Origin of the sequence: Streptomyces sp. NBC_01261 (assembly GCF_036226385.1) — a bacterium.
GTDB lineage: Bacteria > Actinomycetota > Actinomycetes > Streptomycetales > Streptomycetaceae > Streptomyces.
In genome coordinates this window covers 3,077,301-3,103,086 of record NZ_CP108463.1, presented here as the reverse complement: position 1 = coordinate 3,103,086, position 25,786 = coordinate 3,077,301, and the positions used below count along the sequence as shown (strand labels likewise).

General features: G+C 71.2%; 20 protein-coding genes. 4 read left to right on the top strand and 16 right to left on the bottom strand.

All coding sequences use genetic code 11. The features are described from left to right. Nucleotides 1–36 precede the first annotated feature (36 nt). From fxsT (OG226_RS13460) to OG226_RS13410, 11 genes are all read right to left on the bottom strand, one after another. Nucleotides 37–3,369 (bottom strand): FxSxx-COOH system tetratricopeptide repeat protein, encoded by a 3,333-nt coding sequence (fxsT, locus tag OG226_RS13460; protein WP_329349090.1) that lies wholly within the window; start codon nucleotides 3,367–3,369, stop codon nucleotides 37–39. Beyond that, entirely contained in the window at nucleotides 3,366–4,667 is a 1,302-nt protein-coding gene (locus OG226_RS13455) for a CHAT domain-containing protein (RefSeq protein WP_329349089.1), read from the bottom strand. Before OG226_RS13455 ends, fxsT (OG226_RS13460) begins: the two co-directional genes overlap by 4 nt. Nucleotides 4,668–4,780: 113 nt before the next feature. Continuing rightward, complete coding sequence (locus tag OG226_RS13450; RefSeq protein WP_328677359.1) at nucleotides 4,781–6,691, bottom strand: magnesium chelatase; 1,911 nt, start codon at nucleotides 6,689–6,691, stop codon at nucleotides 4,781–4,783. After that, entirely contained in the window at nucleotides 6,688–7,629 is a 942-nt protein-coding gene (locus tag OG226_RS13445; RefSeq protein WP_329349088.1) for an AAA family ATPase, read from the bottom strand. Before OG226_RS13445 ends, OG226_RS13450 begins: the two co-directional genes overlap by 4 nt. Then, complete coding sequence (locus OG226_RS13440; protein ID WP_328677357.1) at nucleotides 7,626–7,997, bottom strand: CU044_2847 family protein; 372 nt, start codon at nucleotides 7,995–7,997, stop codon at nucleotides 7,626–7,628. The genes OG226_RS13445 and OG226_RS13440 overlap by 4 nt, the downstream gene beginning before the upstream one ends. A gap of 77 nt (nucleotides 7,998–8,074) precedes the next feature. After that, nucleotides 8,075–9,289: an FxsB family cyclophane-forming radical SAM/SPASM peptide maturase gene (locus tag OG226_RS13435; protein WP_329349087.1), complete on the bottom strand. Its 1,215-nt coding sequence runs from the start codon at nucleotides 9,287–9,289 to the stop codon at nucleotides 8,075–8,077. Next, nucleotides 9,286–9,495: a YxD-tail cyclophane-containing RiPP peptide gene (locus OG226_RS13430; RefSeq protein WP_329349086.1), complete on the bottom strand. Its 210-nt coding sequence runs from the start codon at nucleotides 9,493–9,495 to the stop codon at nucleotides 9,286–9,288. The genes OG226_RS13435 and OG226_RS13430 overlap by 4 nt, the downstream gene beginning before the upstream one ends. 104 nt (nucleotides 9,496–9,599) lie before the next feature. Then, nucleotides 9,600–12,584 (bottom strand): FxSxx-COOH system tetratricopeptide repeat protein, encoded by a 2,985-nt coding sequence (gene fxsT / locus OG226_RS13425; protein WP_328677354.1) that lies wholly within the window; start codon nucleotides 12,582–12,584, stop codon nucleotides 9,600–9,602. 75 nt (nucleotides 12,585–12,659) lie between these two features. After that, nucleotides 12,660–13,931 carry an FxsB family cyclophane-forming radical SAM/SPASM peptide maturase gene (locus OG226_RS13420; RefSeq protein ID WP_443044649.1) on the bottom strand — a complete coding sequence of 424 codons (1,272 nt, stop codon included), beginning with the start codon at nucleotides 13,929–13,931 and terminating at the stop codon, nucleotides 12,660–12,662. A 44-nt stretch (nucleotides 13,932–13,975) separates the two neighbouring features. After that, nucleotides 13,976–14,827, bottom strand: coding sequence for a YxD-tail cyclophane-containing RiPP peptide (locus OG226_RS13415; RefSeq protein WP_329349085.1), 852 nt, complete (start codon nucleotides 14,825–14,827; stop codon nucleotides 13,976–13,978). Nucleotides 14,828–14,838: 11 nt separating this feature from the next. Further along, on the bottom strand, nucleotides 14,839–15,876 hold the full coding sequence (locus tag OG226_RS13410) for a hypothetical protein (protein ID WP_329349084.1): 1,038 nt from the start codon (nucleotides 15,874–15,876) through the stop codon (nucleotides 14,839–14,841). Nucleotides 15,877–16,205: 329 nt separating this feature from the next. Between OG226_RS13410 and OG226_RS13405 the strand changes: the two genes are divergently transcribed. Genes OG226_RS13405 through OG226_RS13395 form a run of 3 tightly spaced genes read left to right on the top strand, consistent with a single transcriptional unit; the run spans nucleotide 16,206 to nucleotide 18,708 of the window. Beyond that, nucleotides 16,206–17,336 (top strand): ABC transporter ATP-binding protein, encoded by a 1,131-nt coding sequence (locus tag OG226_RS13405; RefSeq protein ID WP_328677351.1) that lies wholly within the window; start codon nucleotides 16,206–16,208, stop codon nucleotides 17,334–17,336. After that, nucleotides 17,333–18,043, top strand: a complete 711-nt coding sequence (locus OG226_RS13400) for an ABC transporter permease (protein WP_329349083.1) — start codon at nucleotides 17,333–17,335, stop codon at nucleotides 18,041–18,043. The genes OG226_RS13405 and OG226_RS13400 overlap by 4 nt, the downstream gene beginning before the upstream one ends. Then, complete coding sequence (locus OG226_RS13395) at nucleotides 18,040–18,708, top strand: ABC transporter permease (protein WP_328677349.1); 669 nt, start codon at nucleotides 18,040–18,042, stop codon at nucleotides 18,706–18,708. The genes OG226_RS13400 and OG226_RS13395 overlap by 4 nt, the downstream gene beginning before the upstream one ends. A gap of 68 nt (nucleotides 18,709–18,776) precedes the next feature. On the opposite strand, the gene OG226_RS13390 is transcribed toward OG226_RS13395, so the two are convergent. The 4 genes from OG226_RS13390 to OG226_RS13375 are packed head-to-tail and all read right to left on the bottom strand — an operon-like array spanning nucleotide 18,777 to nucleotide 22,985. After that, on the bottom strand, nucleotides 18,777–19,376 hold the full coding sequence (locus OG226_RS13390; RefSeq protein WP_328677348.1) for a GTP-binding protein: 600 nt from the start codon (nucleotides 19,374–19,376) through the stop codon (nucleotides 18,777–18,779). Then, nucleotides 19,363–19,818, bottom strand: coding sequence for a DUF742 domain-containing protein (locus OG226_RS13385; protein WP_328677347.1), 456 nt, complete (start codon nucleotides 19,816–19,818; stop codon nucleotides 19,363–19,365). The genes OG226_RS13390 and OG226_RS13385 overlap by 14 nt, the downstream gene beginning before the upstream one ends. Nucleotides 19,819–19,854: 36 nt before the next feature. After that, complete coding sequence (locus OG226_RS13380) at nucleotides 19,855–20,331, bottom strand: roadblock/LC7 domain-containing protein (RefSeq protein WP_019062808.1); 477 nt, start codon at nucleotides 20,329–20,331, stop codon at nucleotides 19,855–19,857. Next, nucleotides 20,328–22,985, bottom strand: coding sequence for a sensor histidine kinase (locus tag OG226_RS13375; protein ID WP_329349082.1), 2,658 nt, complete (start codon nucleotides 22,983–22,985; stop codon nucleotides 20,328–20,330). Before OG226_RS13375 ends, OG226_RS13380 begins: the two co-directional genes overlap by 4 nt. 364 nt (nucleotides 22,986–23,349) lie before the next feature. On the opposite strand from OG226_RS13375, the gene OG226_RS13370 reads away from it, so the two are divergent. Further along, the gene (locus OG226_RS13370; protein ID WP_328677345.1) at nucleotides 23,350–24,312 is read left to right on the top strand and encodes an ABC transporter substrate-binding protein; all 963 of its coding nucleotides are present in this window, start codon (nucleotides 23,350–23,352) and stop codon (nucleotides 24,310–24,312) included. A 57-nt stretch (nucleotides 24,313–24,369) separates the two neighbouring features. On the opposite strand, the gene OG226_RS13365 is transcribed toward OG226_RS13370, so the two are convergent. Further along, nucleotides 24,370–25,767 carry a glycoside hydrolase family 43 protein gene (locus OG226_RS13365; RefSeq protein WP_329349081.1) on the bottom strand — a complete coding sequence of 466 codons (1,398 nt, stop codon included), beginning with the start codon at nucleotides 25,765–25,767 and terminating at the stop codon, nucleotides 24,370–24,372. Nucleotides 25,768–25,786 lie beyond the last annotated feature (19 nt).

The following is a 25,786-nucleotide window of genomic DNA, read 5'->3' as shown; positions in this document are numbered from 1 at the left end:
GTTCGGACGCGATGCCGGGGGCTTCGGAGGGCGTCTTCAGATGGGCTGCGGCTCGAAGTCCCAGCCGGGTGGTTCCTCCGTTCCGGTCGCCAGCGCGTCCTCGCAGGCCCGTACGAGGGGGTGGTCGGGGCCGACGGCGGCGCGGGCCCGCAGCAGGGTCTCCCGGCGCAGTTCGGCCGCCTCGTCGGGCCGTCCGGACAGTCGGCGGACCGCCGCCGCGTTCAGGGCGCAGCCCAGGGTCCACGGATGGTCGGCGCCCACCGCGTTCGTCATGCCCCGCAGCGCCTGCTCGATCAGCCGGGCCCCGGCGGCCCGGTCGCCGGCGAGCCACAGCAGCAGGCCGCGGTTGCCGAGGACGCCCACGGTGTACGGGTGGTCGTCGCCGAGGAGATGCCGGTAGCCGTCGGCCACCGCGTCCGTCAGCTCGGCGGACTCGGTGGGATCGCCGTGCGAGCGCAGGAAGGACGCGTGGTCGGCCTGCACCATCAGGGTCATCGGATGCCGGACGCCCTGGAGGTTCCGGCACCGTTCGACCAGGTTGCGCAGCAGGTCGGCGGCGGCCGGGACATCGCCCGAACGACGCAGGCACAGCGCCTGGTTGTGCTGGGCGGCCAGGGTCTGGGGGTGGTGGTCGCCCATGGTCTGCCGGTGCAGCAGGGCGTTGGTCTCCTGGAGCGCGGTGGCGTCCTGGTGGCGGCCCAGGAGACGCAGCGAGCGGGCGTACGTGAGGCCGCTGAGCAGCGTCGACTGATGGTCTGAACCGAACGACTCCCTTCGTAGCAGCAGGAGTTGGGCGTGTACGTCGGCCGCTTGCTGGTAGCGGCCGAGGAGGCCGAGGGCGACGCCGAGGTTGTTGAGGCAGGCCTGGGTGCGGGGGGCCTCCGGGCCGTCGAGGACGTCGTAGGCCCGCCAGACCTCCTCGAAGAGCTGGTGGGCCTCCCTGAAGAGGCCGAGTGCCATCAGGGAGCCGCCGAGGCCCGCCTCGGCCCGCAGGAGGTCGAGGTCGTCGGAGGGCCGCTCCTCGGCGAGTTGCTCGACGACGGACCTGCCCACGGCCTCCGCCTCGCGGTAACGGCCGCACCGGCGCAGCATGTTGGCGTGCTGGTGGACCAGGACCAGCATCGACGGGTGGGTGGGCGCGAGCCTGATCCGCCAGCGGGCCAGGACCTGTTCGCAGAGGGTGAGTCCGGTGCTCTCCTCGTCGCGCAGCCGCAGGTACTCGATGCAGTTGAGCACCAGGTCACGCACCGCCTCCTCGGAACTCTCCAGGGCGCCGGACGGGTGCAGATGCGGCAACAGCTCCGCGTACACAGGCCAGTTGGCGACCTCGGACGGCGACCGGGGGTCCGCCGAGACCAGTACCCGGCAGGCGACCGCCGAGAGTTCGTCGCGCTCGCCGGGGGTGAGGGTGCGGCGCAGGAAGCGGTGGTAGAGGCGGTGCATCTCCACGCTGTCCACATAGCCGACGCTGTCGGAGGGCTGAACGTAGTCCATCCGTACGGCAGTCGACTCCGAGAGGCGACGCAGCGCGCCCAGCCAGTGGGCCGGGTCGGCGGCCAACTCGGCCAGCAGCGTGGGGAGATCGCCGGGACGGGCCCGCTGGAGCTGGCGTACGGGGATCGAGCCGGGGGAGAACATGGCGAACAGGCGCAGGAGTTCGGTCGCCTCCGGGCTGTCCTGCTCCAGGGAGTCGAGGGTGAGGGCCCAGCTGGTCTGGAAGCCGATCGGGTAGTCCGGCAGGGTCTGGATGCCGATCTCGTCGGCGTCGGCCCGGCGCAGCAGCCCGATGTACTCGGCCGCCGACATCCGGTTGGCGTCCAGCCAGGCCGCCGTCTGGGCCAGCAGCAGCGGGAAGTCCTCGACGGCGTCGGCGAGTTGGTCGGCCTCCTCCTCGGTGAGCCGCTCCACGTGCCGGCGGGCGTAACTGATGCTCTCCGCCCGGGTGAAGCGCTCCACCTGGACCTCCGCGACCCCGCCGGACGCCGTCCAGCCCTGTGTCACGGTCGTCACCGCGACATGGCCGCCGGCCTCGGGGAGAAGGTCGTAGACCTGTTCCAGGTCGTCGGCGCTGTCGAGGACGAGCAGCCAGCGGCGGTGCGGGCGGCCGGTGCGCAGCGCCTCGCGGACCGCGCGGACCCGCTCGGGCAGGGCGCTGCTGTCGGCGAGGCCGAGCGGTTCGGCGAGGTCGGCGAACTGCTGGCGGGCCGTGGCGCGGAAGCTCGCGCTGATCCACCAGACCACGTCGTACTCGTTGGCGAACCGGTGCGCGTACTCGATGGCGATCTGGCTCTTGCCGACGCCCGAGATGCCGCGCAGGGCGACCCGGGCGCCCGTGGCCGGGCCGTTCTCGAAGAGGGCGCGGAGTTCCTCCAGGACCGTGTCGCGGCCGGTGAAGCGGAAGTTGCGGCGCGGTACGTTCCAGACCGCGGGCGGCGCGTCCGGGAAGCGGGGGGCGACGGACTCGTCCTCGGGCTCCGGCCGGGCGCCCTGCAGGTCGAGGGTGGCCAGCAGTCGGCGCAGCGCCTCGGCCGGGTCCAGCTCGCGCAGACCGACCGGGCCCAGCACGGCGGTCGCCGCCGGCAGGGTGCGCGCGGAGAGGTCCACGGCCGCGAACCGGTCGGGGTCCGCGGTGACCACCGAGCCCAGCGCCTCGCCCCATTCGAGTTCCGTGCGCTGCCCGAGCCGCAGGTACTCCTCGTCGAGCAGCAGCAGCACCCGGCCGGGGGCGGCGAGGAGGTCGGCCAGCAGCCGGGTCAGCGGTACCCCGGGAGGCGGGTCCCAGCGCAGCAGGAACGTCTGGCAGCCGTGCCGCTCCAGCTGCCGTGCCGTCCACACGGCCCACGCGCGGTCGGTGCCGGCGTAGCTGATCGTGATGTGGTGCGGCGACCAGACACCGGACACCGGACGCCGTCCGCCGCGCTGCCCGGGGACGGTGTGCTCGGCCGGCAGGGTGGTGGTCGCGCCGTTCAGCGTCGGCACGACGACATGCCCCTGTCCTACGACGGCGTCCGCGACGATCTCGCTGGGCAGCTCGACGGTTCGGACCGGAACCCCCCAGCGGTTGCTGATGGTCAGCCAGATCGTGCCCGGCCCCGGCGCCCGGCTCGCCTTGATCACGAAACGGGCCGGGCCGTAGGTGCCGCCGAAGCGGTGCAGGACGACGCTGGGTTCGTTCAGGGCCTCGCACACGAACCGGCGGGAGCCGTCCAGAGCGACGCCGAAGTCGAACTCCTCCTCCTCGTACGGCCAGTCCTCGGGCGCCGCCGGGCCGTTGAGGTCGACGGTGACGAGATAGCTCTGCCCCGCCTGGGCCCTGCGGGGCCAGCCCACGAGGGGTTCGATCATCAACGCAGCGGGATCGCCGCTCATGTCCTCGCCTCCTGCGCCCGGACGCTGAGCCGGAGCGTGGTCAAGGGGTGTCCGAAGTAGAGGAACATGAAGCTGTAGAGGATCGGCAGCATCTCCAACTGACCCTCGTTGTTGAACGTGTCGTCGTCGCCGTAGACGAACGGCAGTGGGTCGGGCAGCCGGGCCACGGCCGCGGCCCGGAAGTCGCGCAGCGCCCGCGCCACCGGGAGTTCGGGGTCGGCGCAGAGCCGTCCGACCAGATCGCGGATCAGTGTGTGCGCCACGTCGTCGCCGACCTTGCCGGAGGTGGCGATGCAACCGCCCGCCCCCTTGCGGAGGAAGAGTTCGGCGAAGCCGCGCAGGGCGTTCTCGCCGAGCGGGCGGTTGTTCACGAACCGGGCGGAGTGGCAGGCGTTCAGGCACACCAGGGTGCGGCGGCCGTCCAGCGCGGACATGTCCAGGCCGTTGAGCTCGTTCCAGGTGACCGTGCCCAGCTTGAGCTTGTACAGGTTCGGGCCGTGCGTGGCGTGGCAGCCCATGTAGACGAGGCCGGCGCCGAGGCCCGGGCGGGCGAGTTCGGTGAGGAAGGTGCGGGTGGTGCCGAAGTGGCCGATGTGCTCGAAGTTCTCGAACACCGTGGCGTCGCGGCGCATCTCCTCCGCGTAGTAGCCCAGCACATGACCCGAGCAGACCGCGGGTTCCTTGAACGGGGTGCGGCCGGCCTCGCGGATGGTGGTCCAGCGCACGACGGTCACCAGGGCGCCGAGGATGCCGTCGTCGACGCCGTGGTCGCGGCCGCCGGTGAGGCGGAGCATCTCCCAGGGGATGTCGTAGTCGGTGTCGTCCCAGATGACCAGGTGCAGGTCGGAGCCGAAGCGGGCGCGGAGTTCGTTGATCCAGCGCACGACGTCCTCTTGGTGGCCGGACCATTCGGCTACCGCGCGGAAGATCTCGGTGGGTGGGAAGCCGTCGGGGCGGAGGTTGTTGAGGGCGAGTCCGCTGGGTCGTAGGCGGGTGTCGTCCGAGTCGAGGGACAGTTCTAGGTCGCCGCTGTGGCCTGTCAGCCAGAACACCTCCTGCCCTCGTTCGTCGTAAGCCCGGTTTACTGCCAACTTTGCGAATCCGACAGGGAGTTGGGCGTTCGGGTCTACCGGGGTCGCGGCCAGCGGTACGGGTTCGTACGGGTCGGCGACGTGTTCGGGTATGCCTGCGGTGCGGGGGGCGGCGAGGGCCTCGGGCTCTGGCCTGCGGGCGGGGGTGCCGGGACCCAGGGGGACGGCTCCGCCCAGGGGCCGGGGGCCGGGAGGGTCAGCGGGCATTCGTCACCCCCGGTGTGAGGTCGTTGTTCGGCTGCGGGTGCGTTGTGGCTGGTCGCGCAGTTCCCCGCGCCTCTTTGGGGCGCTGACCTTTGGGGCGATGAGGGAGGACAGGTTCAACGGGCATGTGGTACTCCCCGCGTCGTGCGGCCCGCGACCGTTACTCCGCCCAGCGCGTCCGCCAGGAGGAACGGTAGGTCGGGGTGGGGCTGGCGGGCCGCGTCGATCACCACGGAGTGCAGGCGCATGCGGCCCATCGCGCCGATGCGGGCGGCGGCCGTGATCGCGTCGTCGATGCCTGTGCGGCGGACCGGGGCCTGGAGCCGGCCGCCCGCGCTGGCGTCCAAGGGGACGTTGCCTCGGCCGTCGGAGACGACCACGAGCCAGGCCTCGACCAGGTTGGAGCGTTGTTGGAAGGCTCGGCGCAGGAGCTGGTCGGTGAGGGTGAGGCCGTGGGCGAGGGGGCTGCTGCGGCCGGGTCGGCGGTGCAGGGCGCCGCCGACCCTCGGGTCAAGGACACTGCGGGCGATGAAGTGGTCGGCCCGCAGTTCGTGGGCCGCGTCCTTGCTGCCCACCTCCACCAGGCAGACCGAGGCTCGTCCCGTGTAGGCCCACTGGAGGTAGGGGGCCAGCGCCGGTTGCCAGTCCCAGCCCCGTCGGCAGGTGTGGTCGAGGAGGAGCACCAGCATGCGTTCGGCCACCGGGAGGCGGGCGTAGCTGCGGAAGTCGCCCGGCAGGACGACCAGTTGGCCGTCCCCGTTCGCGCGCAGCGTGCGGCGGCCGGGCAGGTTCTGGTGCTTGGCCGCCTCGACGACGGTGGCTACGACGGCCAGGTCCCGGAGAGTGGTCGCGGACCGGACGCCTATCACCGGGCCGCGTGCGGAACTCGGCTCCGGACGGCGCTGCCAGGGGATGCGCAGGGGAGCGAACTCCCGTAGGAACCGTGCGTCGTCCTCCGGGAAGGGCGAGCCCGGACCCTCTCCCGTGTCGGCCGTGAAGGTGTCCAGGGCCTCGGCCGGCCCGGCGGGGAGTGCCATCGCACCGCCCGGCTGACCTGCCGGGCCGGATTCCTCGGGGGCCGGGTCCGGCTTCGGCTGCTCGGGTGGCGGTGGCCGGCCGTCGGTGTCGTTGCCGGTGGCGAGAGAAGTGCCGTTGGTGGAGCGGCCGTTGCCCGTCGGGGACGTCAGGGGCGCGGCCACCCCCAGCAGGCGGGCGGCCTCGTCGACGCGGTCGGGGCCGCAGGTCTCGGCGCCGTTCACCACGGCCAGTACGCGGGCCAGGCGGGCCAGTCCGATCGCCCGTCGACCGCTCGTGTCCCCGCGGAACAGACCCACCGCGTGCGCCGCCGCTTCCTCGGTCAGTGTGCACGCCGGACGTGTCCGGGCCGTGAGCGCGCCGCGCCAGGACGGTGGCAACTCGCCCAGGCCCGGCTCGGGTTCACGGCCGTCGAGCGCGTCGAGCACCCGGTCGGGGCCGCTGCTGGTCCGCCGTAGACCGGCCGCGTTGAGGCGGATCGGGAAGCGGTCCAGGAGGTGGGGGGAGAGGCGGCCGATCTCCGCCTCCTGGCAGGCGGCCAGCCAGCGGGCGCGGGGGCGCCAGCGGGCCCGGAAGCCCGACCGCTCGACCGCTGCCACGTCGGCGCCCAGGAGTTGTACGGCCGCTCGCATGCCCGGGAGGCTGAGGCGGACCAGATCGGGGACCACGACGACCATCGCGGAGTCGGGGGTGTTGTCCACCAACGGGCCCGGTGCCAAAGAGAAGTTGACGCCGTTGCCGTCGTGGCGCAGCGTCGGGCGCAGCCACAGTTCGTCGTCGCCGGTGACCGAGCCGAGCGTCGTCCGCCGTACGGGACGCTGCTCGCGGAGCTGGAGCAGGCCGGCGAACGCGTCCGTGACCGGGGCGACCATCTCCGGCTCCAGGTCGAACAGGAGCACCCCGTCGAGGCCGGGGCCCAGCGCGGAGCAGGCCAGGACCTGTAACAGGCGCTGGCGGGGTCCGACCGGGCGGGCATCGGCGGGCGCGCTCATCCCAGCAGCCCGTCGAGCAGCTCCGACTCCTCCGCCGTCCACTCGACCGGTCCGCCGTGCGCCGCCTCCGGCCGCCGGTGCCGCAGGGACAGCGGGACCACCCGGCGCACATGGTCGGCGGTCACGGCGTCCGCCTCCTCGAAGGCGGCCAGCGCGCGGGCGGCCCAGGCGGTGACGACCTCGCCGCGATGGCCCACCGCCCGCAGCCGGGTGGCGACATCGGCGCACAGCTTCGCGATGTCCTCGCTGAGCCGCACGTCCTGCACACCGTCCCGGGCCCGGTCGAGGCGCTCGCGCAACTCCCGGTCCCGGTCGAGTCCTTCGGCCAGCCAGGGGGAGTCCGTACCGGCCGCGTCGTCGAAGCGGAGCACGGCCAGCACCATGGCCCGGCGCTGCTCCTGGTCCAGCTCGGACACGGCGACCATCAGACCGAACCGGTCGAGCAACTGCGGCCGCAGACCGCCCTCTTCGGGATTCATCGTGCCGACCAGACCGAAGGCGATGTTCCGTACCGTGTCGATGGCCTCGCGCTGCACGGACAGCACGCCGGTGGAGACGACGTCCAGGATGATGTTGACGATGTGGTCGTCCAGCAGGTTGACCTCGTCGATGTACAGCATCCCCTTCTCGCCGGCCTCCTCCAGCAGCCCCGGCTGGGTCCGCGCCTCGCCCCGCATCAGCGCGTCCAGCTCCCAGCCGCCCAGCACCCGGTCGTCGGTCGCGTTGATCGGCAGGGTGACCGGCAGCTCGCCCCCGGTCAGCAGCGAGAAGGCCCGCACCACCGTGGACTTGGCGGTGCCGCGCTGCCCGCTGATGAGGACACCGCCGATGCGCGGCGCGACGTAGTTGAGTTCGAGCGCGAGCTTCAGCTCGGCCTGCCCGACCACATGGCTGTACGGCAGGATGTGCACGTCCGAGCCGTCGACCGCACCCGTCACGACGTGCTGCCCGGTGTCCAGCGGAAGGTCACCTGGAGCTGCGCCTCGGCCCCCGACTTCACCAGGAACGCGCCGAGTTCGGCGTCGAGCTTGATGGACAGCTGCAGTTCCACCTCGTCGGGGGTCAGCCCGTCACCGAGGTCGTGGAGCCGGGCCGCCGCCTGCCGGGCGCAGCGCCGGGCCAGTTCCAGGCCGTCGCCGTAGACGTCCCGGGCCACCGCCAGCACGCGCTCGGCGGCGTTCTCCCGGGTGTCGACCCCGTCGTACATGCCTGCCAGGCCGCCGGGCGGCGGCGCGGTGTCGACCTCCACGTAGATCGGCACCTGGTGGTCCTGGCCGTCCGCGGCCGCCCTTGTCACGATCGCCATGCGCACTTCCCCCGTTGGAGAGCCGGAATACTCCCCTTACCATCCCCAATTCTGGCGTGCCATCAACAGCGTTGGGGTCAACGGGCGTCGATCGGCCCGCGCGGGAAGTCGGCGTCGGCGGCGCTGCGCACCCGGCGGGCGATGTGCGGGATGAGGAGGTGCAGGTCGGCGCAGTACACGGACGGATTGAGGAATCCCTCGACCGGGCGGTAGCGGTGCGCGTAGTTGCCGCCCCCGCACACCTCCGCGAGCGGACAGGTGAGGCAGGTGGGGGAGAGCGCGTCGGTGCCCAACTGCCGTGCCACCACGCCCGGATGGTCCAGGACGTCGTCGAAGGAGTGGTCGAAGACGTCGCATCCGGTCGCGGGCGCACCGGCATACGCGGTCTTCAGCGAGTCGACCTGCTCGATGGTGCCGTCGGTGTCGACGACGACGGCGACCACGGGCGCGTTGCCCACCGCCTCGGCACGGCAGGGCACACCGAGCAGCAGGGCGATGATCTCGTGGAACAGCCGTACGGGCACGGCCCGTTCACCCGCGTCGAACCACAGGTCGAAGAGCCGGACGAGCCAGTCGCCGTAGGGATGGGGGCCCTTCGCGGCGGGCGGGAACGCGTGGTTGGCGTGCGGCAGCAGCAGATCCATCGAAGGGGGCCCGAACGCCGCCAACGACGAGTAGACCTCGGCGGGATCGGAGTCCGGGTCGATCACGCTGAGGATCCCGGCGTACGCCTCCGGACGGCCGCGCAGCACCTGGAGCCCGGCCGCGGTCTTCGCCCACGTGGAGCGGCCCGCGTGGTCGAGCCGGTGCCGGTTGAGCCAGGGGGTGCCGCCGTCCAGGCTCACCCCGATCCGGACGCCGGCGTCGGCGAGTTCGGCCACCGCGTGCTCGGTGAGGAGCGTGCCGTTGGTCTGGACGGAGGCGTCAACAGTGCAGCTTCGGCCACAGCGGGCGCGGACCGCCTCGCGCACCGCGTTGACCTGGGCGACGAGGTTCGACACCCCGGCCAACAGGGGCTCGCCGCCGTGCAAGTTGATCTGCAGGGACGTGAGTCGGTGGGTGGCGGCGTGCTCGGCGATCCGCGTCGCGGTGCGTTCCACGACGGCGGGGGAGACCCGGTTGGGGCGGTCCCGCCAGCTGCTGTCGGCGCCCTCGTAGACGTAGCAGTAACTGCACGCGAGATTGCAGCGGCCGTTGACCTTGAGGACGAACTGCCGGAACGGCACGGCCCGCAACCCGGACCGCCGCAATGCCGCGACGTCGAGTTTCTCAAGGGGCCACAGGGCGGTCACAGTTGGTAGGGGCCGTCCTCGTAGAAGGCCATCGCGGGTTCGCCGCGCAGCATCCGGGGCAACAGGCCGCTGGCCACGGCGGCGAGCACCGGATGCGATGACTGACGGGACAGGGTCCTCAGATCCAGATCCGCGAAGTCGGGCAGCACGCCACCCGGCCCCCGCTCTCCCAGCCTGGAGGGGCCGTCCCCTTCTCTTCCCCGCACGATCTACCTCTCAGGAAGGCCGAAGTCCCCCTTGGGCTACGGAACTCGGCCATGCTAGCGCCCTGGGACCCCGGCGACTCCCGTTGCGGGTGGGTCCGCGGGAGTCACGTCGTCAGGGGCTCGAAATCCCAGTACGGCCGCTCCCTGCGGCGCACGGACAGGGTGTGCGGATGCTGTGGCCCGAGGGTGTCGGAGAGTTGCTGGAGCGCCTCGTTCTCCAGCTTGGTGGCCTCCTGGCCACGGCGCAGCGCCCGCTGGTCACCGGCGAGGGCGGCCTTGCAGGACAGGGTGAGCGGGTGGGTCTCGCCGAGGGTGGCGCGCGCCGACTCCAGGACCACGCGGCTGAGTTGGGCCGCACCCTCCTCGTCACCGGCGAGACTTCGCGCGCCGCTCGCGTTCAACGCGGCCCCGAGCGCCCACGGATGGGTGGAGCCGACCGCCGCACGCATCCGCGTCAGCGCCTGCTCGGCGATCCGCAGCGCCTCGTCCCGCTCCCCGTACTCCCACAGCGCGAGCCCGACATTGCCCAACGTGCCCACCGCGTAAGGGTGTTCGGGGCCCACCAGACGGGCGTAGTCCTCGGCCACCGTCGTGGCCAGCTCCCGGGCCTGCTCCAGATTGCCGTGCTCGCGGTTGAAGGTCGCGAAGTCGGCCTGGACCAGGAGCGCGTCGGGATGGCGCGGTCCCTGCCGCTGCACGAACCGTTCCACCACGCTGCGCATCAGCGACTCGGCGCCCAGCAGATCACCGGTGCGCCGCATGCACAGCGCGAGATTGTGCTCGGCGAACAGGGTCTGCGGGGTGAACCGGTCCATCGCCTGCCGGTGGGCGCGGACGTTGAGTTCCTGCCGTGAGGTGGCCTCGGCGTACCGGCCCAGCAGCCTGAGCATCCAGGCGTAGAACATGCCGGAGCGCAGGGTGAGATGGTGGCGCGGGTTCAGCAGCCGCTCGCGGATCAGCAGGATGTCGCGGTGCAGTTGCAGGGACTCCTCGTAGCGGCCCAGCAGGCTGGTGACGACGGCGAGGTTGCCGCGGTCCTGGAGGGTGCGCGGGGCCTCGGCGCCCAGCGTGTCGGAGTACGCGTGGACGCACGCCTCGAACATCCCGTGGGCCTCGTCGTAGCGGCCCAGCGACACGAGTGTCCCGGCCAGCCCGTTCTTGGCGCGCAGCAGATCGGGGTCGTCGTCGGCGCGGGTCTCGGTGAGCTGGTCCAGGACGGCACGCCCTACGGCCTCCGCCTCGCGGTAACGGCCGCTGCGACGCAGCATGTTGGCGTGGTCGTGGGTCAGCACCAGCATGTCCCGCTCGTCGGGCTGGAGCCGGGTGCGCCAGCGGGCGACGGTCTGCTCGCACAGGCGCAGCGCGGCCCGGTTCTCGCCGCGTACCCGCATGTAGTCGATGCAGTTCAGGACGAGTTGGCGGACCACGGGCTCACGGCTGTCCAGCGCGCCCGCGGTCTCCAGGTGCGGGATCAGCTCCGCGTACCGCGTCCACTCACGCGTGTCGTTGGGCCGGCGCGGGTCGGCGCCCGCGAGCAGCGTGCAGGCGATCGTGGACAGCGCCTCGCGGCGGTCCTCGGTCAGGGTGCTGAGCAGGAAGCTGTGGTAGAGGCGGTGCATGGACACCCGGTCCACGGCCGGCTCGGCCTCCGAGGACTCGACGTAGTCAAGGCGGACCGCGGTCGACTCGGACAGCCTGCGCAGCGCCGTGTGCCAGCGGATCGGGTCGCCGGCGAGCGCGGCCAGATGGGCGGGCAGGTCGGACGGGTGGGCGGCCTGCATCAGCCGGACCGGGATCGCGTCCGGCGAGAACAGCGCGAACAGGTGCAGCAGCTCCACCGCTTCGGGGTTGTTCTCCTGCAGCGTGTTCAGAGTTATCGACCAACTGGTCTGGAAGCCCATCGGGTAGTCCGAGGAGATCCGGATACCGATCTGGCTGGCCTCGCCGCGCCGGATCATCGCCACATAGTCCTTGGCCGGCATGACGTTGGCGTCCAGCCAGGCCGCCGTCTGCGCCAGCAGCAGCGGCAGGTCCTGTACGGCGTCGGCGAGATCGTCGGCCTCGGCCTCGGTCAGCCGCTGGGCGCGGCGGCGGGCGTAGGCCACGCTCTCGGGACGGCGGAAGGGCTGCACCTCGATCTCGGTGACGCTGCCCGAGGCGGCCCAGTCCTGGGTGAGGGTGGTGATCAGGACATGGCCGTTGCCCTCCGGGAGGAGGTCCTCGATCTGCTCCATGTCGTCGGCGCTGTCCAGCACGAGCAGCCAGCGGCGGAACGGCCGCCCCGTGCGCAGTGCCTCGTGCACCGCGCGGATCCGCTCGCCCAGCTCCTGCCCGACCGGCAGTTCGAGCCGCGGCGCCAGCTGCGCGAACTGCTCACGCGCCGGGGCCCGGAACCGCGCCCCGACCCACCACACGATGTCGTAGTCGTTGCCGAACCGGTGCGCGTACTCGATCGCGATCTGGCTCTTGCCGACGCCCGAGATACCGCGCAGCGCGACCCGGGCGCCGCCGCGCCCGCCCTCCTCGAAGCGGGCGTGCAGCTTCTCCAGGATGGCGTCGCGGCCGGTGAAGCGGACATTGCGGCGCGGTACGTTCCACACGGCAGGGGGGTCGTTCGGGAAGCGCGGCGCGGTGCCGCTCACCGGACCGGGCGCGGTGGCCGCGTCCAGGTCCAGGCGGCGCAGGATACGGCGCCGGGCCTCGCGCGAATCGAGATCGCGGAGATCGACCGGGCGCAGCGGGGCGGCGGTGGCGGGCAGCGCCCGGGTGGCCACGCTGACCGCCGAGAACCGGTCGACGTGCGGCGGCACCACCTCGTGCAGCGCCTGCGTCCACTCGGCGTCGGTGCGCGGGCCCAGCGAGAAGTACCAGTCGTCGAGGACCAGCAGCACCCGGCCCGGCGCCTGGAGCAGATTGCGCAGCGCGTCGGCGAGCGACATCTGCCTCGGCGGGTCCCAGCGCAGCAGGGTCGTCTCGTGCCCCAACTGCTCCAGCTGGTGGGCGATCCAGGTGGCCCACGGCCGGTTGAATCCCGCGTAGCTGATGGTGAAGTGCTCGTGGGACTCGGCGCCCTTGGACCTGTCGGTCATCCGACCGTCTCCCCTTACACCGAAAATGGACTCGTTGACTACGTTTAAACCGTTTCGCGAGTTTTCGCGTGCACCCTAGTCGATGCGCGGCCGGTCCTCGGGCATTACGGCCCTCAGCCGTCGGGCCGCGTGCCGGACCAGTTGTTCCAGATCCGCGCAGTAGACGGAAGGGTGCAGGAAGCCCGTCCCGGCGGAGTACCGGTGTCCGTAGTTGCCGCCGCCGCACACCCGCCCGACCGGACACGCCCGGCACTCGTCCGCGAGCCCCTCCACGCCGAGTTGACGGGCCACGATCCCGGGATGGTCGAGCGCCTCGTCGAAGCTGTCGCCGAAGACGTCGAGGCCGGTGGCGGTGGCCCGGTCGTAGGCGAGATTGAGGGAGTCGATCTGCTCGACGGAACCGTCCGTGTGCACGACCACGGCACAGGTCGGCGACAGCCCCACGGACTCGGTGGCGCTGGGGACGCCGAGCAGCAGCGCCACGATCTCGGTGAACAGCCGCACCCGCGGCTGTGTCCCGTCCGGCGGCCCGTCCCACCAGAGGTCGAAGGCGGTGGCCAGCCAGTCGCCGTACGGCGTGGGCACGGCCCGCTGCGCGCGGGCGTCACGCGGCGGACGGGCGGCCAACCCGGGCGGGGGACTGGACCAGTTGGCATGCGGCAGCAGCAGGTCGAGGCGGGGCGGGCGCAGCGCGGCCAGCGAGGAGTACACGTCCTTGGGATCACTGGTGATGTCGATGGCGCACAGGATCCCGGCATACAGCTCGGGTCGGTCGGCGAGCAGACGCGCGGCCCGGGCGGCGGCCGGCCAGGAGGACCGCCCCGCGTGGTCCACCCGGCGCCGGTTCAGTACGGAGGTGCCCCCGTCCAGGCTCAGCCCGACCCGGATGTTCGCGTCGGCGAGCCGGTCCAGGGTTCGCTCGGTGACCAGGGTGCCGTTGGTCTGCACGGTGGTCCGCAGCGCGGTGCGGGAGGGTAACGCGGCGCGCACGGCGGCCGTGTAGGCGAGCGCGGCCTCCGGCCCGGACAGCAGCGGTTCCCCGCCGTGCAGATCGATCCGCACCTCCGACAGCCGGTGCGCGACGGCGTGTTCGGCGATCCGGCGGGCGGTCTGCCGCATGACCTCCGGACTCACCCGGGCCGGCCGGTCGCGCCAACCGGCGTCCTGGCCCTGATAGATGACGCAGTAGGTGCAGTCGAGATTGCACCGCCCGTGCACTTTGAGCACGAACTGCCGGAAGGGGAAGGTCCGTTGCCCCGCCCGCCGCAGGGCCGCCACGTCGAGCACGGCATGCGGCCACGGCGCGAGCTCCCGGTCCCTGGCCGTCCGTAAGGTGTGCTCCGGCACCCTGTGCACAGCATCGCCTCCCGTCGGCCGGCGCTCTGCCGCCCCTATCGTTCTGCCCCGGGTGAGTCCTCGTGATACGCGACGAGCCCCCCGTCGGCACTGCAGGACCGGGCGAGCAGGGTCGCGAGCACGGCACCCAGCACGGGGTGGTCCACCCGCGCCCGCAGCGCGGTGAGATCGACGCCGGTGTAGTCGGGCAGGGGTGCGTGGTTGTCGTTCGGGTGTCCGCCGGGTCCGCCCGGCTCGTGCGGCAAGCTCTGCTGCTCGGCCAAGTCCGCCTCGCTGTAAGGGGGTTGGTTCATTCGCGCCAGCGGTGTGGTCAGGGCGACGTCGGTGTAGTCGGCCAGGGGTGCGTGGTCGTCGTCCGGGTACCCGTCGAGTCCGCCCGGTGCGCGCCGCAGGACTTCCTGCTCTTCGGCCAAGTCGGCCTCCCCGCGCACGGGTTGGTCCCCTCGTGCGCGCGGCGCGGTCAGAACGGCCCCGGCGAACTCGGGCAGCGGCCCGCGCCCGCCGTCCGCGGGTTTCTCGGGTCCGGTCGGTTCGTGCTGTGCGGTCTGTTGCTGCCCGGTTGGTTCTGTCGACTCGGGCTCCTTCGGGTCGTAGTGCGCCAAGTCCGCCTCGGCGTGGTCGGGCAGCGGCCCGTGCCCGCCGTCCGCGGGTTTCTCGGGTCCGGTCGGTTCGTGCTGTGCGGTCTGTTGCTGCCCGGTTGGTTCTGTCGACTCGGGCTCCTTCGGGTCGTAGTGCGCCAAGTCCGCCTCGGCGTGGTCGGGCAGCGGCCCGCGCCCGCCGTCCGCGGGTTTCTCGGGTCCGGTCGGTTCGTGCCGTGCGGTCTGTTGCCGCTCGGGCGGGTCGGCCACCCCGTACTCCTCCACGTCGTAGCGCGCCAAGTCCGACACCCTGCACTCCTCTACGTCTGCGTCGTCGCCCCGAGCGCGGTCATGCGCTCGAACGTGGACCGTGCCTGTGGTCCCTGTGCAGCGCCGGCGCGCTGCCACAACTCCCAGGCGGCCTGGTACGACTTGAGCGCTCGTGCCGGGCCGGCCGTTCGTTCCAGGACCGCGCCGCGCTGGTGGTGGGCCTGGGCGGCGAGCAGTGGCTCGGCGGCCCGGAGTGCGCTGCGGACGCCGTGGTGGTACGACTCCGCCGCCAGGTCGAGCCACTCCGGTGCGCCGGTCGCGCCGGCCAGGGTCAGGAGTACCTCGCCGCGTTCCAGCCAGGCCAGCGCGGCCGTACGGTCGGCCGGGGCGCCGCGGGCCGCGCGGGCCAGGATCCACTCGGCCTCGTGCAGGTCGGTCGCCGCGCCGCCCGCCGCGTGGTGCCGGCGCAGCGCCTTGCCGAACAGCAACTGCCGTTCCGCCAGCCGGGGTTCGCCACCAGGGGTCAGGGCCAGCGCCGCGCGCAGTTCCCGTACCGCCTCGGCGGCCACCGCCAGTCCGCCGCCGCTCTCGACCCGGGCCAGCAGTACCCCGCCGCGGCCCGCCAGCAGCTCCGCCCGGACCGGGTCGTCGCGCTGCACCAGATCCTGCGCCTGCGCGAACACCCGGTCGGCGGCGTCGAGTTCGGCCGGATCGGCGTTGTACCGGAAGCGGGCACTGTGCGCCTCGGCGAGCCTGCGCAGGGCCAGCGCCCGTAACTCCGGGCTCACGTCCCGGACGTCCGCCACCGCCTCGTGCAGCGCCTCCAGCACCCCGGTCGCCCCGCTGTCCGCCGCCGCGACGGCCCGCGCCTCGGCCAGGTCCAGCAGAGCCCGGCAGCGTACGGCGGAGGTCGCGCCCTCGCCGCCGGTGAGCCGTACGCCACGCTCCAGATCGGCGGCGGCCCGCAGCGCCAACGTCCGTGCCTCGTCCGCCGAGTCGCGGACCCGCGCGTCCCCGGCGAGGGCCAGCAGCCTGCGTCCCCGGGCGAGCACGGCGGCGTCGGAGGGGGACGTACCGCCGTTCGTCACGTCGCGCTCCTCGTCATCGGACGGTCGGATGCGTGCGTTGTCGCGTGCGTCATGCGGTCAAGAAGGATCGAACGGGATCGAGCGGGATCAAGAGGGATCGAAAAAAGGTCCGGGACGGTCAGTCACTGTCCATCACTGTCCATGACAGTACGCGGCTATCGACCGGTCAACAGCGCTTTCCGGCCGCCGGATACCGATCACGACCGGTCACGCCGAGACGGATCCCGCCAAGTTCCCGCAACACTCGCGGTCTAGACTCTGCCCCCAGTGGCCTGCGACCGTGGCCGAGAACGGGCAGTTTCTGCCAAACCCGAAGGGTATTCGGCGTTTTGATACGGATAGATTCAGTCACCAAGCGGTACCCGGACGGCACGGTGGCGGTCGACCAACTGTCCTTGGACATACCGGACCGCTCGATCACCGTCCTCGTCGGCCCCTCGGGCTGCGGCAAGACGACCACCCTGCGCATGATCAACCGGATGATCGACCCCAGCGAGGGCACGATCTCCCTGGACGGCGCGGACATCACCAGGCAGCCGGTCAACACGCTGCGCCGGTCGATGGGTTACGTCATCCAGAACGCCGGGCTCTTCCAGCACCGCACGATCGTCGACAACATCGCGACCGTGCCCCGCATGCTCGGCTGGGGCAAGGAGAAGGCCAGGGCGCGGGCCACCGAACTCATGGCACGGGTCGGCCTCGACGCCGCCCTCGCCAAGCGGTACCCGTACCAGCTCTCCGGCGGCCAGCAGCAGCGCGTCGGCGTCGCCCGCGCCCTCGCCGCCGACCCGCCGGTGCTGCTGATGGACGAGCCCTTCTCCGCCGTCGACCCCGTGGTCCGCAAGGGTCTTCAGGACGAACTCCTGCGCCTCCAGGAGGAGTTGGGCAAGACCATCGTCTTCGTCACCCACGACATCGACGAGGCGATCAAGCTCGGCACGATGGTCGCGGTGCTGCGCACCGGCGGGAAGCTGGCCCAGTTCGCCCCGCCCGCCGAGCTGCTCACCGACCCCGCGGACGCCTTCGTCGAGGACTTCCTCGGCACCGACCGGGGCATCCGCCGTCTGTCCTTCTTCTCCTCGGCCGGTCTCGACCTCAGGACCTCCCCGATCATCGCCGTCGACTCCACCGTCGAGCAGATCGCCGAACGCACCACCCCCGACATCCCGTACCTCCTCGTCACCGACCTGGACGGCAAGCCGCTGGGCTGGAGCGAGGCCGGCACACTCGTCGCGGGCCGGATCGACACCACCCAACTCCTCGCCTACGGACGCCCGTTCGAGGCCGGCAAGGACTCGCTGCGGGCCGCGCTCGACGGTGCGGTGCTGTCGCCGACCGGGTGGGCGGTCGGGGTGGACGGGACCGGGCGCGTGGTCGGTGTCGTGTCGCAGGGCGCCGTGGGCGAGGCGATCCGCAGCGCCCACGCGGCGGGTCGCGGCGGCGCGAAGGTCGCCGGATGAACGACTGGTTCCGCATCCCCAGCGACCTTCAGAACAGCTACTTCGGTCTGATCGGCCTGCACCTGCGCGAAGCCGTCATCCCGGTCCTCGTCGGCCTGGTGGTCGCGCTGCCCATCGCCCAACTCTGCGTGCGGCTGCGCTGGTTGTACCCGCCGGTGCTCTGGGTGACGACCGTGCTCTACGCGATCCCCTCACTGGCCTTCTTCGTCGTCCTCATCGACTACACCGGCCAGACCGAGACCACCGTGATGATCCCGCTCGGCGTCTACAGCCTCGTGGTGTTCGTCCCGGCGATCGTGGACGGCGTCCGCTCGGTGCCCCAGGAGACCCTGGACGCGGCCACCGCGATGGGCCTCGGGCCCGTACGCCGGTATCTCCAGGTGCAGTTGCCGATCGCCGTGCCCGCGATCATCGCCGGCCTGCGGGTGGCGACCGTGTCCAGCATCTCCCTCGTCAGTGTCGGCATGCTGATCGGCAACCAGGGCGCGCTGGGCAACCTGCTCAACGACGGTCAGATCTACCACCAGCCGCGGCTGATCTGGCTCTCCGTGATCACCACGGCCGTCCTCGCCATCATCGTGGACGCCGTCCTGGTCGGCGTACGCCTGCTCCTCACGCCCTGGATGCCGCGCGGCACCCGCAAGGCCCGCCCCGCCGAGGACCGGCCGGAACCGGCCGAACTCGCACTGGAGGACGCAGCCCGGTGAACGTACTCCACTACATCAACCTGTTCTTCAGCGACAGCAGTCACTGGCACGGCTACGACGGCATCCCCACCCGTCTCGTCGAGCACATCCGGTACTCGCTGATCGCGCTCGCGATCGCCGCCGCCATCGGCCTCCCCATCGGCCTGCTGACGGGCCACACGGGCCGCGGCGGCAACACCCTCTCGCTCATCGCCACCGCCGCCCGCGCCCTGCCCAGCTTCGGCCTGCTGGTGCTGATGTTCGTGCTGATCGGCTTCGGCCTGGTGCCGGTGATGATCCCGCTGGTCGTCCTCGCCGTACCGCCGATCCTGGTCACCACGTACGAGGCGATGCGCTCCGTCGACCCGTCACCGGTCGACGCGGCCCGCGGCATGGGCATGAACGAGACGAGCGTCCTGTTCCAGGTGGAACTCCCGGTCGCCCTCCCGCTGATCCTCAGCGGCCTGCGCTCGGCCGCCATCCAGATCGTCTCCACGGCCACCATCGCGGCCTACGTCAGCCTCGGCGGCCTGGGCCGCTACATCATCGACGGCCTCTACCAGAAGAACTACGAGAAGGTCGTCGGCGGTGCCACCCTGGTCGCCGGGATGGCCCTGGTGACGCTCGGCGTCTTCTGGGGCATCGCGCGACTCGCGGTGTCACCGGGGGTCCGTAGGAGCAACTGAGCTCCCTTGACCGCACAGTTGGGGGGGAGCGGCCACAGGCCCTCCCCCCCACTCGCTTTCCGCCGCTGTCAGTTCCCCGTACGAGCCAGCGCCAACTCCAGCACGACCAGCAACGCGTCCCGCACCGAACCCCGCTCGCGCGCGTCGAACGCGAGGACCGGTACACGCTCGTTGACGTCCAGCGCCCAGCGGACCTCGTCCAGCGAGTGCTCGATCTTGCCGTCGAAGGCGTTCAGGGCGACCGCGAACGGGATCTGCTTGTGCTCGAAGTAGTCGACCGCCGCGTAGCAGTCGTCGAGGCGCCGGCTGTCGACGATGACGAGACCGCCGACCGCGCCCTCCACGATGTCGTCCCACATGAAACCGAACCGGTCCTGCCCGGGCGTACCGAACAGGTACAGCTTCAGCGTGGGGTCGATGGTGATGCAGCCGAAGTCCATCGCGACCGTGGTCGTCGTCTTGCGCGGGGTGAGCGACAGGTCGTCCACGCCCGCCGCGACCTCGGTGATGGCGGCCTCGGTGGTGAGCGGCTCGATCTCGGAGATCGCGCCCACGGTGGTGGTCTTGCCCACGCCGAAGCCGCCCGCGACGACCATCTTCACCGGCAGCGGCGGTCGTACGACGGTCTGTGCAGCCGCACCGCGGGCGACCGGTTCAGTCGGTGTCACGGAGTACTCCCCGGGAGTTGGGGATGGCGCGGAGGCCATCGATGACCCTTCGCAGGACGGTTGCGTCATGGGTGATGTCGGAGTTGGGCACGTGCACCGTCAACTGCCCGGCGGCACGCAGGTCCTCGGCGAGGACCCGCACCACGTTCAGGTGCAGCCGCAGCCGGGCCGCGATCTCCGCGAGGGACTGCGGCTGCCGGCAGGCGGCGACGATGTCGTGCTGCTCGAAGGAGAGCCGGTCGAGCACCTCAAGACCGGCGGCCGTGGCCACCACCTGGGTCTCGACCGGGATCGGCCGCCCGGAGGCGGCCGCGTCCGCGCCCGCCACCCGGCCCGCGGTGACCAGGAACGGCCGTACGGCGGAGGGCTTGCGCACCGGATCGCGACCCGGGGGTGTGGCCCCGTCCGCGCCGGCACCGTTCGGAGTGCGGCCGTCGGGCATGAGTGGCTGTTCCTCTCTCGACCGGTCGGGGACCGGTCACCGAGCCGAAGCGGCGCCGACGCTGTTCTTCAGCTGGAGCACCAGCTGGGGGTTGAGCGCGGAACCGGCACGGTTGGCGAACAGCGTCATCTCGTAAGCGATGTTGCCGAGCTTGGCCTCCTTGTCGGTGACGACGCCGAGGACGGCGCCGCTGCCGATCGCGGAGACGAGGACGTGGCCGCCCTCCAGGTCGATGATGACCTTGTTCAGGCCACCGAGACCGTAGTTGCCGGAGGCTCCGGCGGCGAGGCTGGTGATACCGGAGACGATGGCCCCGAGCCGCTCCGAGTGGGCGTGCTCGCGCAGTTCGGCCACGGCGATCAGCAGGCCGTCGGACGACACCGCGATGGCGTCGACGACACCCGCGGTCTCCGTCGCGAAACGGTTGAGCAGCCAGTTGAAATCGGCCGCGGCTGCCTGCAGATCGGCCGGCGTGGTGCCCCCCGTGGGAGTGTCACCTGTCGACGTACTCACTGCTCCGCTCCTTTCGGGAGGTGGTTCGGGTCGTGCGGGTGGTTCGCGTCCGGGCGGCGCAGGCCCGTGAGGGTGTCGCTGTCGCGATGCGCTTGCTCCACGGCGGCCTCGAACTCTTCGAGGGCCGAGCGGACGGCGTCCGCGTCGGCGGGCCGGGGGGCCTGCCGGGCGGCTTGCTGGGCGGCGTCGTCGGCGCCCGTACGAAGGGTGGCACCCCTGACCCGCCGCCGCAGCGGCCGGGAGCCTCCTGCGGCGTCGTCAGGGGCGGCGGACTCGTCCGCCGGGGAGTGGTGGGTGGTGACGGCGGCGGACTCCGCTACGGCGGCTGCCGGCGCCGTCTCGTACCGGGAGACCCGGCGCGGCAGCGGGGCGGGCTGATCGTCGGCCCAGGCGTGCTCCCGCACGGGTTCGGCGGCGACGGAGGGCCGGGGACCGGAGTCGGCGTACCCGGAGTCGGTGTACCCGGAGTCGCGTCCGGCGGGAGCCCCGACGGCGGGCGTCGGCCGTACGGAGTCGGTGCCGTGGCCGGAGGAGCCGTAGCCCGAAGTCGTGGCCGACAGGCCGGAGTCGGTGGTCCGGGCGGCACCGGAGTCCGCGGTGGCCCAGGAAGGAGCCGGACGCTGGTCCGGTACGAAGCCCGCGGATGCGAGTGCCTTGCCCGACCCCGACCCCGACCCTGATCCCGAGCCCGATTCCAACCCCGCGAACCCTCCCGCCGAACCGTCGGAGGCCAGCGCGCTCATGCGGAGCAGCAGCGTCGCCGGGATGGTGATCTCGGACGTCACACCACCGCCCGGCGTACGGGCCAGCGTGACGTCGATGTCCCAGCGGCGGGCGAGCGTACCGACCACGAACAGGCCCAGCACCTTCGTCGGCACCAGGTCGAGGCGCTCGCGGCGGATCAGCCGGGCGTTCTCCTCGGCGATGCGCTCGGCGCTCATCCCGAGACCGTGGTCGGCGACCACGATCAGCGCGTCGTCGCCGTCGGTCCGTACGACCACCTCGACGGGGCTGCCCGCGGGCGAGAACGAGACCGCGTTCTCCAGGAGTTCGGCCACCATCAGCGTGAGGTCGCCGATGATGTCGGGCTCCACCATGACCTCGGTGTCGGCCCGCAGGCCCACCCGCTGGAAGCCCTCGATCTGGCCGAGCGCGGCCCGTACGACGTTGGTGAGTTCGGTGGGTCCGCCGTCCAGCACGGTCTCGCGGATGCCGGCGAGCAGCATCAGGCTGTCCGCGTTGCGGCGCAGGCGGACGGCGATGTGGTCGATGGAGTAGAGGCGCTCCAACAGTGCCGGGTCGGTCTCGCCGCGCTCCACCGCGTCGATCAGCGCGAGTTGACGGGTCGTCAGGTTGCTGACGCGGCGGCCGACGTTGCCGAACATCTCGGCGACGTTGCGGCGGCTGATCACCTGGCGGGCCAGCAGCGCGGCGGCCGTGGTCTGCACATGGTTGAAGGCCTCGGCGAGGTCACCGATCTCGTCCTTCGCGGTGACCGGCATGTCGCGCAGCAGCGGCGGCCCGTCGTCCTCGGCGTCGTCGTCGGCGACGCGGGCGAGTTCACGGCCCGCGACGTCGGCGACCTGCTTCGCGGCGACGGTGAGGGCCTGCACGGGGCGGACCACCGAGCGGCGCACGATCACCACGAAGACGAGCCACAGCGCGAAGCCGAACAGCGCGAGGTTCAGCAGCAGTCCGGCGCGCCAGGAGGCGGAGCTGGACGCGCTGTCGGCGTGGGTGGCGATCTGGTCGATGAGCGCGGTGGTGATCTTCAGCCGGCTCGCGGCCTGTTGCGGGTAGGACGGGTAGTCGCTCATGGCGTCCGCGAAGGCCTTGCGGACGGCGCCGGGCGTCCCGGCCTGCAGCCCGCTCGGGTCGATCTGCAACTCGGCGTAGGCCTCGGCGATCAGCCGCTGCGCCGGGGTGTGCTCGATGCCGGAGAGCTGGTCGGCCTGGTCCTCGGTGGCGAACCGGGCGAACCTGGCGGCCTGGTAGGTGTAGAGGTCGTAGGCGCCGACCGCGTTGTTGAACTCGATGAGCGCGTTGCTGTCACCTGTCGTCGCGGAGAACACGCTGGTCTCGAACGAGCTGTGGGCGGCATCCGCCCGCAGCACGGAGTCCAGCAGGTTGCCGGTGAAGGTGGTGGCGAGGTTCGCGTTGTGTTCGAGGTCGAGCCCGTCGATCAGACCGTCGGAGGCGCTGGTGTACGCCGGGTCGATGTTGTCGGCGGGCAGATAGCTCTGCTCGACGGTGTCGCGCAGCGTCTCCAGGCCGTTGATCTCCTTCAACGCCTGGGCCTCGCTGGCCGGCAGCCGGTCGCCGAAGGTGTCGCGCACCTTCTCGACCTGCTTGTCCACGGTCAGCTGGGCCTTGCGGTAGGCGCTCTGCGAGGGAGTGCCGCCGTCGTTGGTGGCCTCGAAGCGGACGGAGAGCAGGATGGCCTGCTGGTGCTCCGCCTCCACGAGGTTCACCAGCCTGGCGACCTGCCCGCTGTCCCGCACCAGTTGCGCCGCGTCGCTCGCGTCCGTCGACTGCCCGACCTCATCCGAGATGAGATACGCGAGCAGCACAGCGACCACCGCGAGGGGTACGCCGACGAGCAGATTGAGCTTGCGCCTGAAGGGCCAACGGTCTGCGAAGCCCCGTATGGACACCAGGCCTCCTTCGTGGGGTGTTGTCACGATACGCGCAGCGACGCGTGTGACTGTTTTTGGTCGAAGCGGCCCCCGCACACCGCTGTGACCGACGCCAACTCCGGGGAGACTACCGCCTCTTCGAACGATCAAGTGCGTCGCCCTACGTCAAGAATCAATTACAAAGCGACCGTGTTCGTGACCAGTCTGTTTACGTTGCCTTCACAACTGGGCACCCATTGAGGCCAATCGGTGACCAGAGTTCTCTTGACTGACCAAGAACCGGCTGGATTGGATCAGCGGAGTGCGGCGTTCACGCCCCGCGCGTCGACGCCACCGCCATGCCTGCACGCCTGTGCCAACATCCAAACCCGGAACGGGAATTGTGACTTCAAAAGCGAAGAACAGCTGGTCCAGTACTAGGTACCCCGGCGCGGCCGCCATCGCGCTCGCCGCGACGGCTGCGCTGGTCACGGGATGTGGTTCGTCCTCCGACAGCAAGTCCGACAACCCGCTCTCGGGCGACAAGGCCAGCGGCGACACGGTCGTCGTCGGCTCCAACAACTTCGCCGAGAGCATCCTGATCGCCGACATCTACGGCGAGGCCCTCAAGGCCAAGGGCGTCAAGGTCACTTACAAGCCGAACATCGGCAGCCGTGAGACGACGTACGGCCTGCTCAAGAACGGCACGATATCCGTGCTGCCCGAGTACAACGGCGCGCTGCTGGCCTACCTCGACCCGAAGGCCACCCCGGCGACCCTCGCGGCGACCACGGCCGCGATCAACGCCAAGCTGGACTCGAAGCTGACGCTGCTGGACCCGGCGGCAGCGGAGGACAAGGACACGGTCACGCTCAACGCGGAGACCGCGAAGAAGTACAGCCTCACGTCCGACTCCTCCATCGCGGACCTCAAGTCCATCGCCAAGGACCTGGTCATCGGTGCCTCGCCGGAGTTCCAGACCCGGCAGCAGGGCCTGCTGGGCCTGAAGTCGGTCTACGGCCTGGAGTTCAAGTCCTTCAAGGCGCTGGACGCGGGCGGTCCGCTGACGGCCGCCGCGCTGAAGAAGAACACGGTGCAGGCCGCCGACCTCTTCAGCACGGACCCGACCATCGTCAAGGAGAAGCACGTCACGCTCCAGGACCCGAAGAGGCTCTTCGGCTTCGAGAACGTGCAGCCCCTCGTCTACAAGAGCGGCCTCTCCGCGGCCGGTGTCGCCGCCCTCAACGCGGTCTCCGCGAAGCTCGACACGGCGACGCTGCTGGACCTCGACACCCAGGTCCAGTCCCAGAACAAGGACCCGCTGGACGTGGCGAAGGCCTGGCTGAAGACGGCCGGCCTGAGCTGACCCGCTCCGGCGACGACGCGGGTGCCTCCGTTTCTCCGGGAGGCACCCGCGTCGTGCTCAGTACCCGACGCGGAACGTCGCGTCCCGCTGATCCGTCGCCGTCGAGATCGGGTCGATCCGCAGGACGTAGTCGGAGTGCCGGATGTAGCGCGTCGGATTGTTGTACGATCGGAAGGACGCCCAGGAGGAGTCCGCGAGCCCCGCGGTCCGGTAGAACGTGGCGTCCCCGGCGAACGTCGACGTGCCGTCGTTCACGTCGAGCCGGAGCGCGTAGTCGTAGTGCCGTAGATAGCGGGTCGGGTAGTTGACCGACTGGAAGGACACCCCGGCCGAGTCCGCGAGACCCGGCACCAGGGTCCACTGGGAGTCGGTGTACGGGTCGAAGGCGTACTCGTCGATCCGCCCGACGAAGTTGGAGTGGCGGACGTAACGGGCCGGATAGTTGTAGGACTTGATCCGGTTCCAGGCGGGCGTGCCCCACTTGGCGATGAGGTTGCTGTACTCGGCCGTGGTGATCGGCTGGATGCCGCAGTGCTTGGAGTTGAGCGGCTGTGTGTAGAGCTTCTGGTCCACGGCCGTCCAAGTGCCCGCGGCGAGGCTGCTGGTCTGCCAGGCGTAGAAGACGCCGTTCGGATCCCAGGTGTCACCCCAGAGGTACCAAGTACCGCTGGAAGCAAGGGACTTGACCAATGTCGGCGCCTCGGTGCCGTTGTGCGAGACCGCCGTGCTGAACTCGGTGAAGCTGCCCGGGTCCAGTGACGTGGACTTGGCGCCGACCAGCGTCGAACTCTTCTTGAAGTAGAGGTAGTTGACCCCGTTCACCCCCACGGCGAGATCACCGTCGATGACGTCGTACCCGGGATCGAAGAACACCTGCGGATCACCGGCGGTCACGAAGTCGCTCGTGTAGTTGACCATGATGACGTTGTGCCCGCTGTCGTTCACGGCCGAGTAGATCACCCCGTACTGACCGCGCCCCGCGTCCCAGAACGACTCCGGCGCCCAGGCGTGGGTGTCCAGGTCGTGCACCTTCATCCGCCGATAGCCGGTGAAGGTGCGCAGGTCGGCGGAGTCCCAGACGTGGATGTACTGGCTGACGTACGACCAGTCGGTGCCGTTGAGGTCGGTGGCGAGGACGACGAACGTGCCGTCCTGCTTGCGCAGGATGAACGGGTCGCGCAGGCCGAGGGAGCCCGCGGTGGGGGTGGCGACGGGGGCGTTCTGGTTGAGCGGGGTCCACTCCAGACCGTCCGGGCTGACGGCCAGGTGCAGGCCGTAGTCGGCGCCCAGGAACGTCGGCGACTCGGTGAAGTAGCACATGACGTAAGCCGAGTTGGTGGCTGCCCGCGCGCTGCCCGCGCCGAGCGTGAGCGTGCCCGTGGCCGCGAGGGGGACGGTCGCGGCCATGCCGAGGAACAGGCGGCGGGACGGGTGGGGGAGAGGGGGGACGGCCATGTCTTCTCCAGGGGGATAC